This is a genomic window from Pseudomonas sp. GM78, from assembly GCF_000282475.1.
In the GTDB taxonomy this organism is placed as follows: Bacteria; Pseudomonadota; Gammaproteobacteria; order Pseudomonadales; family Pseudomonadaceae; genus Aquipseudomonas.
Genome location: NZ_AKJF01000157.1, coordinates 1 through 13,650, shown reverse-complemented (window position 1 = coordinate 13,650; position 13,650 = coordinate 1). Strand labels below are relative to the sequence as shown.

Here is a 13,650-nt window from a genome sequence, read left to right as displayed (position 1 = left end):
CTTGGTTACTTGGGGCTCTTCCAAGTGACTCGCCGTAAGGGCGAAACCATAAGTGGACGTTACCGCAGGAATGGATATGTACTCCGACAACAAGCAAGGATTTCAATGGGCCGCCATCCAACCGAACTCCACCCAAAAGGCCAGGGTCAACCCTTTGACCGCCCCCAACCTTGAACGCGGAGATCAATAATGAACAACTACCCCAAACCACCCTTCCCCAAACAACACCAACCCGTCCCTGGCTCCCAGCGCAAAATGGACCCGTACCCGGACTGTGGCGAGCAGAGCTACAAAGGTTCTGGTCGACTGAGCGGCAAGATCGCCCTGGTTACCGGTGCCGACAGCGGCATAGGCCGCGCGGTGGCCATTGCCTTCGCCCGTGAAGGTGCCGACGTGGCCGTGGCCTACCTTGATGAGCAGGAAGATGCGCAGGAAACCGCGCGCTGGGTTGAACAGGCCGGCCGCCAATGCCTGCTGCTGCCGGGCGACCTGGCGCACAAAGTGCATTGCCGGGCCCTGGTGGAGAAAACGGTCGAACGTTTCGGCCGCATCGACATCCTGGTCAATAATGCAGCGTTCCAGATGACCCACGACAACCTCGAGGACATCCCTGACGAAGAATGGGTAATGACCTTCGACGTCAACATCACCGCCATGTTCAGGATCTGCCAGGCGGCGCTCAAGCACATGCAGCCCGGCAGTTCGATCATCAACACCAGCTCGGTCAATTCCGACATGCCTAACCCCACCCTGCTGGCGTATGCCACGACCAAGGGCGCGATCGCCAACTTCACCGCCGGCCTGGCGCAAATGCTCGGACCGAAGAATATCCGGGTCAACAGCGTGGCGCCGGGACCGATCTGGACGCCGCTGATCGTCTCGACCATGCCCGAGGAAACGGTGCAGAACTTCGGTGCCAACACACCACTCGGCCGTCCGGGCCAGCCGGTGGAAGTGGCGCCGATCTACGTACTGCTGGCCTCGGATGAAGGCAGCTACATCACCGGCCAGCGTTTCGGGGTGACCGGGGGCAAGCCTATCCTGTGATGCGCGAAGTGCCTGTAAAATGGAACCAGGACATACCGCCAACGCTCAATACTGCATAGGCCCTCCCCGGCGGGCCTTTCGATACCTGGAGATCGTCATGTCCGCACCTGTCGTCAAACGGTTCACTCAGCCGAACTTTCCGTGGGCGGATATTCGCAAGGAAGCAGCAGCGCCGCAGTGCTTGCGCGCTACCGTCGCTCAATGATCCCCGGGCCATGAGCTTCATTGCCTGGGTCGCAGTGCTGGGTGCCGTGCTGCTGACGCTGGCACTGACCTCGTCATACCTGCGATGGATGCCGGTGACCACTTCGGCGGTGTGCCTGGCATTGGGGGTGGTCATCGGGCCGGCGGGGCTGGGCTGGCTCAGGCTGGACATCAAGGAGGCCGCGTTCTGGATGGAGCACCTGACGGAAGTCGCGGTGCTCTTTTCGTTGTTTGTCTGCGGGCTAAAACTGCGTCTGCCCCTCAGAGACCGTAGATGGCGCGTCGCTTTCGGGCTGGCGGGGCCGGTCATGGTCCTGACCATCATCGGTGTCTGCCTGTTGCTGCATTACGCCTTCGACCTGCCGTGGGGGCCGTCGTTGCTGATCGGCGCGATTCTGGCGCCCACCGACCCGGTACTGGCCTCGCTGGTACAGGTCAACGATGCCAAGGACGTCGACGCGGTTCGTTTCGGCCTGTCCGGTGAGGCCGGGCTCAACGATGGCATTGCCTTTCCCTTCGTAATCCTGGGCTTGCTGTTGATCGAACAAGGCAGCGCTGCTTCCACCGCCTGGCTCGATGACTGGGCGCTCAAGCGCCTGCTGTGGGCGGTGCCCGCTGGCTTGCTGGTCGGCTATGGCATGGGTCGGTTGATCGGGCGCCTGACGTTGTCGATGCGCATCAGGAACGCCGACAGCACCCTGTCGCCCAACGACTACCTGACCTTTGCCCTGATCGCCCTGGCGTATGTCGCGGCCGAGTGGGTGCATGGCTACGGTTTCCTGTCGGTGTTCGCGGCGGGCCTGGGGCTGCGGCGGGCCGAGGTCAAATCCATGGGGCACTTGCAGACGCCGGCCGAGCACCTGGTGCAGCCGGTGGTCGGTCATCAGAACGTCGAGCCCGATGCCGCCGTGCATGGTGATGTGACGAACCTGGAAGAAGCACAGGTGGCGGCCGGGATCATGATCGGCGACATGCTGTCTTTCGGCAGCCTGGTGGAACGGGCCATGGAGGTGTTCCTGGTGACGTTGCTCGGGGTGGTGCTGGTGGGTCATTGGGACTGGCGCGCGCTGCCGATTGCGCTGGTGCTGTTCTGCGTGATCCGCCCGCTGATCGTTGGGCTGGCACCCTGGGGCACCTTGCTTGACGTCAAGCAGCGGCTGTTGATTGGGTGGTTCGGGATTCGCGGCATCGGTAGTTTCTACTACCTGTTCTATGCCCTGAATCACGACCTGGCACCGTCGATGGCCACCTTGTGCACCGACCTCACGCTGTGCGTGGTGGCCCTGAGCATTTTGATTCACGGGATCAGCACCCAGCCGATCCTCGCCCACTATGAACGGCAAAAGCAGCCATCCGCCTGATCGATCCTTGCCCGTGGCGAAGTGCATGAATCAAAGCCGGGATTCATGCAGCCTGCATGGCCCCTATTGGCCATTAGCGCTTATATCTCATTGATTTTAATGATCTTTCCAGCGACGCCAAAGCGGCACGGCAAATGCTCCACAACGATGAGTGTCCTACGGTTAAAACCGTTCGAGCTGCCCTCAACCTGGAGAGTCTCAACCATGAATGCCATAGACCTGTTGAAAGCCGATCATGAACGCGTAAAAGGCATCCTCAGCCAACTGAGCGAATCAACCGAACGCGGCCTGAAAAAGCGTGCCGAGCTGCTGGCAAAGCTGGAAATGGAAATCTCGATCCATACCCGTCTGGAAGAAGACGTCCTGTACCCGGCCTACAAGGAAGCCGGGGGCAAAGAGCAGGACGTCATGTATTACGAAGCCAAGGAAGAACACCGTACCGTGGATTCCCTGGTGCTGCCGGATTTGAAAGTCACCGACCCGTCCACGCCCGAGTTCGCCGGGCGCGTCAAAGTGGTCAAGGAATTGCTTGAACACCACATTGAAGAGGAAGAGACCGAGATGTTTCCCCAGGCCAAGAAGCTGCTGGGTAAAGCGGTGCTGGATGAGCTGGGGGAAAAAATGGAGACCCTCAAGGCCCGTCTGAAAAAGGAACACGACAGATCGCATATGGCGGCCTGAAGGTTGGGTGCAAAATAACGGCGGCGGGTGAAAAACCTGTAGGAGCCAGGCTTGCCGGCGAAGGGGTCCTTAAGCCTTGCATCGGTCTTTTGGACGCCTTCGCCGGCAAGTCGGATCGCCGCACCGCAGGCTCCTACAAAAAAATGCGGTGACACAGAGGTCGGTGTCACATCGCCGAAGCGATGATCTCCACCAGGTTCAACTGCGTAAACGGCTTGGACAACCGCGGCAACCTGGCCGCAAACCCTTCCAGGCGCTCGGCATAACCGGTGGCCAGGATAATCGGAATGCTGGGGTTGCGCGTGCGGATGGCCTCCGCCAGTTGCGCACCGCTCATGTGCGGCATGGCCATGTCGGTGATGACAAGATCGATCGCCGGATTGTTCTCGAACTGGTCCAGGCCCTGGGCGCCGGACGTCGCGGTGATCACGCGGTGACCGAGGTCCTCGAGCAACAGGCAGGTGCTGGTCAACACCAGGCTGTCGTCATCCACCACCAGGATGCACAGCCGAGGCACTTCCGGCGCTGCCGGCTCATCAAGAAGTGGGGCGGCTATCGAGCCTTCCGAAGCCACGGGCAACCAAAGCTCTGCGGTAGTGCCCTGGTTTTTCTGGCTCTTGAGAATGAATCGCCCGCCCAGTTGCTCGATGAAGCCATGGACCATCGACAACCCCAGCCCGGTGCCCTTGCCAAGCCCTTTGGTGGTGAAGAACGGGTCCATGGCTGAGGCCAGTGTCGCTTCATCCATTCCTTCGCCGGTGTCGGTGATACTCAGGCATACATAACGTCCCTTCAGCGCAGTCGATCGGGATTGATCAACGACGGTTTCGGCGCAAGCACTGATGACGATTTTCCCGCCATTGGGCATGGCATCGCGGGCGTTGGTGGCCAGGTTCAGCACCGCCAGCTCCAACTGGTTGACGTCGGCCATGACTGGCTCGATCTGCACTGGAAAACGGGTTTCCAGGACCACCGAAGGCCCGAGTGAGCTGCGCAGCAGCCCGGAAATCCCTTGAACCAGGGCGGGGAGCTCCACAGGTTCGGACTTGAGTTCCTGTTTGCGGGCAAAGGCCAGCATGCGCTGGGTCAGGGACACGCCGCGAAACGCACCCTGGGTGGCATTGTCGAGCAAACGGATTATTTTCGGGTCGTCGGCCAGGCGTTTGCGCACGATTTCCAGATTGCCGAGAATGACGGTCAGCAAATTGTTGAAGTCGTGGGCAATCCCGCCACTGAGCTGGCCGATGGCTTGCATCTTCTGCGCTTGGAACAGCGCCTCGCGGGTTTGTTCAAGCGCCTGCTGCGCCTGGGTCGCTTCGGTGATGTCGCGGGTGATCTTGGCAAAGCCGAGCAAGGTACCGGTGTCCCCCCAGATCGGGTCGACCACGACATGGGCCAGGAACCTGGTGCCATCCTTGCGCACCCGCCAGCCCTTGTTCTCGAAACGCCCCTCACGCTTCGCAGTCTCCAGTGCCCGGCCTGGCAAGCCGGCAGCCTGGTCTTCAGGGGTGTAGAACATCGAAAAATGCCGGCCAATGACTTCTTCGGGCAAGTAACCCTTGATGCGCTGGGCCCCCAGGTTCCAGTTGGTCACGCGGCCATCCGGGGCAAGCATGTAGATGGCGTAGTCGGTGACGCTTTGCACCAGCAACCGGAACTGTTGTTCGCTTTGCTTGAGGGTCTCCTCGGCCATCTTGCGGTCAGTCAGGTCACGGGTGATCTTGGCAAATCCCAGGAGCGTGCCCGACGGGTCGTAGATCGGATCGATCACCACATGACACCAGAAATGCGTGCCGTCCTTGCGCACACGCCAGCCTTCGCCCTCGAAACGCCCCTCGCGCATCGCCGTGTCCAGTGCCCGCTGGGGCAAACCGGCACGACGATCTTCCTCGGTGTAGAAGCGCGAGAAATGCTGGCCGAGAATCTCGGTCTCCTCGTAACCTTTGAAACGCCGAGCCCCTGCGTTCCAGCTGGTAACGATGCCATCGGGATCAATCATGTAGATCGCATAGTCAACCACCGCATCGATCAGCAGACGCAGACGCCTGTCTTCAATGCTCCCGGCCCGGGTTCGATCTTCTCTCATTGATCCCTCATATCGGGTGCTGTATTTCTGCAGTATGCGATAAACCATCCATTTGAACAGCCGTCGCCGCGATTGACCACCAGCGTGGCAACAATTGCTTGACCTTGCTCTCGCCAAACCGGTCATCGATCAACATCACCACGCCTTGATCCTGCTGTGTACGAATCACCCGGCCGGCGGCCTGCACAACTTTTTGCACCCCGGGAAACAGGTAAGTGTAGTCGTAGCCTGCGCCAAACATGGCCGACATGCGCTGCTTGCTTATCAAATCCTTGATAAGCCGTCCGCCGCATTTATGTCGATTACCCGATGGAACCTCGCTGACAGCCTCGTGACATTTGCCACGAAACCCTCAGCGCTGAGCACATCGGAATGACGACAGGTTCGTTGACGGGGTTGAGTTGTGCCAGTCCCAGGGTGGCGATGAACGCGCCGATCAAGCGTGCGCCCGGCAAATCGATACCTTCGCCAAATGCCCCGCCCAGCACCGCGAAGCCCACGCCCTGGCCATCGGCGGTGAACCGCTCGAGGAACGCCTGGCGTTGCGCCTCCGCCATGCCCCGTGACTGTGACCACAGATCGATGTCGGGATAGCGGTCGGCGAGCAACTGCGCCACTTGCTGCAGGTAATCGAAGCTGCTGAAGAACGCCAGGTAATTGCCCGGGCGCTGCAGGAACTGCCGGGCGATCAGCTCGACGATCGGCGCCAGGGATGCCTGTCGATGAACGAAACGCGTGGAGATCTGGTTGACGATCTGTACGTGCAACTGATCGGCATGGAAAGGCGACTCGACGTCGATGCAGACGGTGTTCGCTGGGGTTCCCAGCAAATCGGCGAAGTAATGGCGAGGGCTGAGGGTCGCCGAGAACAGCACGGTACTGCGGGCAGCGCTCAGGCGCGGCCCGATGAAGCCTGCGGGTACCACGTTGCGCAGGCAAAGTTGCGAGAGGTTGCGCTTGCGTTCGAGGTCGCGCTTGCTGATGTCGAACAAGTACTGCTGGTCGAAGAGCTCGGCCACTCGACAGAACTGCAGCACGTCGAAGTAGAAGCTCTGTAATGCGCTGTCGAGCCCCAGGGGATGGTCGTTCAGGTAATCGCCGATGCTGGCGCTACACGATGACAGGGCCTGGAGCAGTTTTTCCGGTGGCCTGTCGTAGGCCTGATAGGCACCCAGTTGCTGGTTATGCAGGGCATTCCATTCGCGGTTGACCCGCTGCAGAGGTTTTTTCAACGCCTCGGGGGCGGTTTTGCGTACGCCGTCGAGGGTCGATTGATCGAGACTGGCGCTGTACATCTGCCGCCCACGTTCCACCAGGTTGTGGGCTTCGTCGACCAACACCGCGACTTTCCAGCTGTTGGCCTGGGCCAGGCCGAACAACAGCGCACTGAAATCGAAGTAATAGTTGTAATCGGCAACCACCACGTCGGCCCAGCGCGCCATTTCCTGGCTCAGGTAATACGGGCAGACCTCATGCTCCAGGGCGACCTGGCGCAATGCGTTCTGGTTCAGCAGGCTCAGCTCGCTGGCGGCCTGGCGCGCCGCCGGCAATCGATCATAAAAGCCCTGGGCCAACGGGCAGGACTCACCGTGACAGGCCTTGTCCGGGTGTTCACAGGCCTTGTCCCGGGCAATCATCTCCAGCACCCGCAAGGGCGGTGCACCGGCGCTGGCCAGGATAACCTGCGCGGCGTCCAGGGCCAGCTGGCGACCCGGGGTTTTCGCCGTAAGGAAGTACAGCTTGTCCAGTTGCTGCGGCGCCAGGGCCTTGAGCAGTGGAAACAGGGTGCCGATGGTCTTGCCAATCCCCGTGGGCGCCTGGGCCATCAGGCAACGCCCGGTGCTGACGGCCTTGAACACCGATTCGGCGAGATGACGCTGGCCCGGGCGAAAGTCGGCATGGGGAAACGCCAGCTGTTGTGCCGCAAGGTTTCGCCCCTGGCGATGGGCCGTTTCCTGTTCGGCCCAGTGCAGGAACAGTCCGCAATGGTGTTCGAAGAACTGACCGAGTTCGGTGGCGCTGTACGCCTCGACCAGACAGGTTTCCTTTTCGCTGACGACATCGAAATACACCAGCGCCAGGTTGATCTGCGCGAGGTCGAGCTTGCGGCACATCAACCAGCCATAGACCTTGGCCTGTGCCCAATGCAGTTGCCGGTGGTTGGCCGGTTGCTTGCTCAAGTCGCCACGGTAGGTCTTGACCTCTTCGAGGCAGTTTTGCCCGGGATCGTAGCCATCCGCCCTGCCCTTGACCCTCAGGCCCTGAAACGTCCCTTCGAGGGCGACTTCACTCTGGTAGCCCTCACTGCGCCGTGACGCCACCGTGCGGTGCCCGACGATGCCTTCCAGCGCGGTCGGCGACGGGGTGAATCGCAAGTCGAGGTCACCGACCTTGGCGGTGAACTCACACAACGCCCGTACCGCGATGCTGTAGCTCAAGCGTCCTGCTCCGCCCATTGCACATAGCACACGGCAATCGGCATCCGGTGCTCATGGCAGAACTCCAGCCAGCGCAGCTGGTTGTCCTGCAGGCGATCGCCCGGCCCCTTGACTTCGATCATGCGGTAGGTTTTTTCCTGCGGCCAGAACTGGATCAGGTCCGGCATGCCCGCGCGATTGGCCTTGATGTCCAGCAACAAGCGGTTGAACCAGTGCTTGAGGTGTTCGGCGGGCAAGCAGTCCAGCGCCTGCTCCAGCAACGTGTCGCTGATTACGCCCCAGAAAACGAACGGCGACTGCACACCCCACTTTTGGGCATAGCGCTGACGGATGGTGTCACGGTAGCGGCCGTCGTCGAGTTCGTCGAGGCAGGCCTGGAACAACTCGGCCCGGCGGCTATGGAAGTCTTCGCTGAGCAGGTCCACCGGACCGCGCTGGAACGGATGGAAAAACGCACCCGGCAGCGGTGCGAAAATGGCTGGCCAGCACAGCAGGCCGAACAGCGAGTTGATCAGGCTGTTTTCGACGTAGTGAACCGGTGCCGAGTCTTCGCCCAGGTGGGCCTGCACATAGTCCTCCACCGCCAACAAGGGGTCGGTCCGGCTCAGTTGCAGGTCCAGGCGCAACATCTGCCGTGGTGCCGGACGCTTGACCGGCGGCCCTCCCAGCTTGCGACGTAGCCTGGGCAGGACACGCAGCAGGTGTTGCTGCTCGGCGGCGTTTTGCGGCGCCTGTTCGGCCAGACACGCCAGGTCCAGGGCCAGCTTGTACTCACCGATGCGCTCCAGCACACGGATCATGCGCAAGCGCGCGCCGGGGTACGCGCAGTCCCGGTAGAGGGTCAATGCGCTGGCGAAATCACCGGCGCGCTCACACGCCTGGCCCATCTGGAACAGCTGTTTGTCACGACGCCTTTGCAGCCAGGGATTGCTCAGCGCCAGGCTATTGATCTGCTCGACGATGCCCGCCACCTCCTCGCCGGCCTCGAACAGCTGCTGGCACTGGTAGAGGAACAGGCAGGCATCGACGTCCTCGCGGCTGCGTAAGCCTCGGGAATCGGCGCAAAACTCGACTTTTTCGTAGGTGAAGATCCCCAGGTCCGCCAGGATGAACTCGGACCAATCCTGGTAAAGATTGCCGAAAAACATCAAGCGCAGGCGGTCGCACAGGCTCATGATGGTCAGGCTGAACAAGCGGTCGGTCAACGCCGGACACCAATCGTTGAAGGATTGCGCGTGCGCAAAATGCTCGGACAGTGCTGGTAGCCAGTCGGTCTTTTTACCTTTGGGTTGAGCAATGGCGTGACCCAGGCATTGAAGTATTTCCGCCTTGAGCAACACTTCGAATAGCACCTCGACCGGTAACGGCTGGTGCTCGTCGAGCCAGCCCAGCATCAGCAGCGGTTGGGCGGCGCTGGCGATGTCACCGATCTCGTCGTAATGCAGCTTGCTGGCGCGGAAATGAATGCCCTTGCGCATGACCAGTCTGACCAGCAGCGCCTGCGACTGGCGAGGCAAGCGGTTGAAGTCGCGAATGAAGCGGCGCTCTTCGTCGCTCAACACGTCGGCATAGCGGTGCTCAAGCCAATCAAGCACTTGCATGAAGTTGTTGAGGTAATAGAACGGATCGTCGAGCGGATTTGCGGTCACGGGAAATGGGCCATGAAGAGCGAGCACTGGTTATGCATACAGATACCAGTATCGCCCTGCCTCTTGCAAACGGAAAAGGATAAGCGGCGGCGCCATAAGGGTTTTTTGCCTCAGGGATCGAACTTTTTTCCGTTGCATGGCACCAATCGCCAGAGCGCTGGTTTCGCTTGCGACAGCCACACTGTTTTTTTCGGACAATGAGAGGTGATTATGAACATCAGGAATCTGGGGTTTCCCCTGGCAGTAGCGGCCTTTATCGCCCTGGCCGGTTGCTCGACGCCTACGGTGGTCACCCTGCAGAACGGTACCCAGTATTTGACCAAGGACATGCCAAAAACCAAGACCAAGGACGGTTTCTTCGAGTTCGAGGATATTTCCGGGGCCAAGGTCAGAGTCAGGGCCGATGAAGTGACCACGATTCGCCAGGAAGACTGAGCCCGCGAAGCGTTTTAGCTCCGCGCCCCTGATGTGGCAGGTTTCGAGCACTGCCTTACACTGCGATAGACCCAGTGCGACCGAATGATGGTGTCGAAATGAAAATGGTCATGCCGCGTTTGACCTCCCTCCTCGCCGCCGGCGCCTGGGCTTCGATCAGTCTCGGTGCAAGCGCCGCGACACCCGCGCGAACGTTTAATACCAGCTTCGACTGCGCCACGGCCAGGGAACCCGTTGAAAAGCTCATCTGTCGCGACGCCCGGCTGGCGCAGATGGATATCGAGCTGACGCGGCTGTATCGCCTGGCGCTCACCGACGAGCATTCGGTGCCGCGGCCGGACAAAGTCGAGATCGACCAGCGCTTTTGGCTGCTCGCCCGCGATCAGTGCGCCAGCGACGCCGATCCCAAGGTGTGTACGGTGCGCCGCTATGCCGAGCGCGCGCACCAGCTGCGCCAAGGCTCGGCGATTGCCCGGACCAAGGATCCAAGCAGGCGCACCGAAGGCCCGCAGGCTTTTCGTTGCGCAGGGCTTGGCGCGCTGGTGGCCGCCACGTACTTCACGGTCGAACCGGCTGTGGTGTACCTGAAATGGGCCAATACCTCGACCACGCTGGAACAGGTGTCGAGCCCTTCAGGAACCCTTTACAAGGGCAACGACTACAGGGGCAGCCAAAGCTTCTGGCAAGAGGGCAACGATGCGCTGCTGCAGATGCCGGGCGCAGGTCCGATGCGGTGCACGGTCGAACCGGTCAGTTGAACACGCCCATCGAAGGCAACACCATTCACTGCATGAAACCTTCCATGAACCCCGCGACCCCGCTGGCGAACTTGCGTCGCCAGGGCGCACTGGCCGGGTTGGCCAGGGTCTGGTCTTCGTGGACGAAGCTGCGGATGATCGCGTTGTAGCCAAGCCAGCGCCAGGGTTCGGGCTCCCAGGCCTTGAGCGCGTCCAGTCCGCCCCGGGCAATCACCCACGGTTGACGAACCAACTCGGTGTCGCGTTGCAGGATCAGGTCGGCTAGGGTCCTGCCGCCCAGGTTGCTGGCACCGACACCCTCCCCGCCATAACCGCCGGACAAGGCGATGCCGCAGGCTGGATCGCAGAGCATGTGCGGCTTGAAGCGGCGCGCCATGCCCAGGTTGCCGCCCCAGCCATGGGTGATCTGCACATCGCGAAGCTGTGGAAACAATTCGCCGAACAGATAACGCCGCAATTCGATTTCGCTGCGCGTCAGGTCAAAGTCATGGCGCAGCCTGCCGGCAAACTGATAACCGCCACGGGCGCCGAAGATCAAGCGGTTGTCTGCCGTGCGTTGGCCGTAGGTCACCTGGCGACTGCTTTCGCCGAACGCCTGGCCATCACTCAGGCCAATCTCTTCCCAGGTGGCGGCCGACAAGGGTTCGGTGGCCACGATCAGGCTTTGCACCGGTAACTGATAACGCCCCAACGGCGGCAAGCTTGCCGAATAGCCTTCGACCGCCGGCACCACCCAGCGGCTGCGCACCGAAGCCTGGGCCGTGCGCAGGCTGCCAGGCTGCCAATGATTCACCGGGCTGCTCTCGTAGATCCGCACGCCCATGCGCTCGACCGCGCGCGCCAGCCCCCGGACCAGTTTGGCCGGATGCAGGGTCGCGACATGTGGCGCATGGATAGCGCCATAAGGCTTGGCGATGCGAAGCTGCTGGGCCAACTGCTCCGGGTTCAGCCAGCGGTAGTCGTTTTCGTTGAGGCCCTGGCTGTACAGCTCGTCCAGGTACTGGCGCAGGCTGGTCTCCTGTTCGGGGTAGCGAGCGGCACAGTAAAGCGCGCCACCTTTGCGAAAATCACAGTCGATGCCTTCACGTTCGATGACATTTTTTACTTCATCAGGGATGTCATGCAGCAAATCGTAAGAGGCACGACGTTGCTCGGGTGACGAAGCGGCGAGCAGCCGGTCTTCGCCCAGCAGATTGCCCATCAACCACCCGCCGTTACGCCCCGAGGCGCCAAAACCGGCGGTTTGCGCCTCGATGATGACGATGTTCAGGTCGGGCGCCTGGCGCTTGAGGTAGTACGCGGTCCAAAGCCCGGTGTACCCCGCGCCAATGATGGCGACGTCGACGTCCAGATCCTGTTCCAGCGCCGCACGCGACAGTAAAGGTTCGTCGAGTTGATCCATCCACAAACTGATAGTACGCCACGCCGACATGCCAGACTCCGCCACTCAGACTTCGATGGCCTGGATCCTAATGCGCGGGCTCAGGCGTTGTCTTGCGCGCGTGCACGCAAGGAAATTTGTTTGACGTAGGCCTTGGGCGACAGGCCGGTGTGCTGGCGGAAACAGCTGTAGAACGCCGACAGTGAATTGAACCCGGCGGCAAACGCCAGTTCGTCGATGCGCGCTGCTGGCATGGCACTGTCCAGTGCGTTGAGCAGGTGCTGCAGGCGGGCCTGGTTGACGTAGCGATAGAAGCTCTGGCCCAGCACCTGGTTGAGCAGATAGGACATCTGATTGCGGCTGTACCCACACTCCTGCGCCACCCGTTGCAAGTCGAGCTGCGGATCGAGATAAGGTTGCTGGCGTAGAAAGTACTGCTGCAGGTCGTTGGCCATGAAGCTCAACTGACGCGGCGACAAGCCCAGCCGACTGACCGCCGGGCGCGGGATGCCGGTTTTTTCGTCGGTTGGCTGTTCGTGAACCAGTGAAGCATATTCGTTGACGCGCCAGATCAGCCCGTCCTTCACGGTGATCGCTTCGCTGGCGCGAAACGACACCAGCCCCTCTCCGCCGCGCAGGGTGATGCGGTACTGGATGAATGCGGTGTTGCCGTCCAGGCGGATGCGGTCCGAGTGTTCCAGCGCTTCATCCGGGTCGCGGGGCATGCTGCTTTGCACATAGTCGCGCAGCTGCGCCAGTCCCATCACTTGGTTCTGGAAAAAGTCGCTGTATTGGACATCAGGGTGAAACAGCGCCATGACCCCGTCCAGGTCGCGGTGTTTCCAGCGCAGGTGGTAGCGCATGACCGTCTCGCCCGTGGCCTGGGTTTGCAGCGGGCCATCATCTTCGGCGTGCATGTAAGGTCTCGTCGAAAAGCGCCGAGCTTGCCCAAGTTTGCCCGCGCCTTCAATGACAGATGGGAGCTGGCGGTTGCGCAAACGTTGGCGTGTGTGACCTGAATCAAAAAAATCTCAACAATTGCCAAACGGCCTGAAAAATCCACATTTTTTTCACATCCAGGTGCTACTTTTAAAGACTGTCAATGGTTGAGCCAATGAAGGCTCCTCCCTCCTAACCTGAGCTAACGGAAGCGCTCGATGAAGAAGGCGGGCAACACATGAATAAAGGGTTCAGCAAGGTCACTTTTCCAAATGCCTGCCAGCTGATGCGCTGGCATTTTCATCCCATGGGTTTCGAGGCGAGCATGGACGCCCCGGGCAGCATGATTGCCCGTTTGTTTGATCGGGCCAGTGGCGAGACCATGATCGCCATCGCCGGTATCCCCTGCTCGACGGTCATGAACGCCGCCGACGTCGAGCGAATAATCGAAGCCGTGGAGGATGAACTCGAAGCGTTCGTTCCTCCGGTGGCCTTCAGGAGTTATGCCTGACGGCAGGTGTACCGTCCAAAAGCCCACGATAATGTGGGCTTTTTGTTTTTCCAGGCTCGATTGCGGAGTACATATCCATTGCTGCGGTAACGGCAACTTAGGGTTTCGCCCTTACGGCGACTCACTTTTTCAAACGCCAAAAAGTAAGCAAAAGGCTTTG

10 protein-coding genes and 1 pseudogene are annotated in these 13,650 nt (G+C 60.7%); 6 read left to right on the top strand and 5 right to left on the bottom strand.

Annotated features, from left to right (window positions below):
- Positions 1–189 precede the first annotated feature (189 nt).
- The 3 genes from PMI35_RS07240 to PMI35_RS07250 all read left to right on the top strand — a co-directional run bounded on the left by PMI35_RS07240 (position 190) and on the right by PMI35_RS07250 (position 3,293).
- Positions 190–1,047: an SDR family oxidoreductase gene (locus PMI35_RS07240; RefSeq protein WP_008063648.1), complete on the top strand. Its 858-nt coding sequence runs from the start codon at positions 190–192 to the stop codon at positions 1,045–1,047.
- Between the two features lie 215 nt (positions 1,048–1,262).
- The gene (locus PMI35_RS07245; protein ID WP_008063646.1) at positions 1,263–2,612 is read left to right on the top strand and encodes a cation:proton antiporter; all 1,350 of its coding nucleotides are present in this window, start codon (positions 1,263–1,265) and stop codon (positions 2,610–2,612) included.
- 204 nt (positions 2,613–2,816) lie between these two features.
- A complete protein-coding gene (locus PMI35_RS07250; RefSeq protein WP_008063645.1) occupies positions 2,817–3,293 on the top strand; it encodes a hemerythrin domain-containing protein in 477 nt (158 codons plus the stop codon).
- Positions 3,294–3,459: 166 nt separating this feature from the next.
- On the opposite strand, the gene PMI35_RS07255 is transcribed toward PMI35_RS07250, so the two are convergent.
- From PMI35_RS07255 to PMI35_RS07270, 3 genes and pseudogenes are all read right to left on the bottom strand, one after another.
- Entirely contained in the window at positions 3,460–5,379 is a 1,920-nt protein-coding gene (locus tag PMI35_RS07255; RefSeq protein WP_008063644.1) for a hybrid sensor histidine kinase/response regulator, read from the bottom strand.
- A 7-nt stretch (positions 5,380–5,386) separates the two neighbouring features.
- Positions 5,387–7,817: pseudogene (locus PMI35_RS35670) on the bottom strand (ATP-dependent DNA helicase).
- Positions 7,814–9,466 carry a VRR-NUC domain-containing protein gene (locus tag PMI35_RS07270; RefSeq protein ID WP_008063640.1) on the bottom strand — a complete coding sequence of 551 codons (1,653 nt, stop codon included), beginning with the start codon at positions 9,464–9,466 and terminating at the stop codon, positions 7,814–7,816. The pseudogene PMI35_RS35670 and the gene PMI35_RS07270 overlap by 4 nt, the downstream one beginning before the upstream one ends.
- 210 nt (positions 9,467–9,676) lie before the next feature.
- On the opposite strand from PMI35_RS07270, the gene PMI35_RS07275 reads away from it, so the two are divergent.
- Positions 9,677–9,901 carry a YgdI/YgdR family lipoprotein gene (locus PMI35_RS07275; RefSeq protein ID WP_008063639.1) on the top strand — a complete coding sequence of 75 codons (225 nt, stop codon included), beginning with the start codon at positions 9,677–9,679 and terminating at the stop codon, positions 9,899–9,901.
- A gap of 98 nt (positions 9,902–9,999) precedes the next feature.
- Positions 10,000–10,659 carry an MliC family protein gene (locus tag PMI35_RS07280; protein WP_008063638.1) on the top strand — a complete coding sequence of 220 codons (660 nt, stop codon included), beginning with the start codon at positions 10,000–10,002 and terminating at the stop codon, positions 10,657–10,659.
- 25 nt (positions 10,660–10,684) lie between these two features.
- Here the strand turns inward: PMI35_RS07280 and PMI35_RS07285 are convergent, their stop codons facing one another.
- On the bottom strand, positions 10,685–12,091 hold the full coding sequence (locus PMI35_RS07285) for an NAD(P)/FAD-dependent oxidoreductase (RefSeq protein WP_008063637.1): 1,407 nt from the start codon (positions 12,089–12,091) through the stop codon (positions 10,685–10,687).
- Positions 12,092–12,141: 50 nt separating this feature from the next.
- Positions 12,142–12,957: an AraC family transcriptional regulator gene (locus PMI35_RS07290; protein ID WP_008063635.1), complete on the bottom strand. Its 816-nt coding sequence runs from the start codon at positions 12,955–12,957 to the stop codon at positions 12,142–12,144.
- 260 nt (positions 12,958–13,217) lie between these two features.
- Between PMI35_RS07290 and PMI35_RS07295 the strand changes: the two genes are divergently transcribed.
- Positions 13,218–13,490, top strand: coding sequence for a DUF1652 domain-containing protein (locus PMI35_RS07295; RefSeq protein WP_008063632.1), 273 nt, complete (start codon positions 13,218–13,220; stop codon positions 13,488–13,490).
- Positions 13,491–13,650 lie beyond the last annotated feature (160 nt).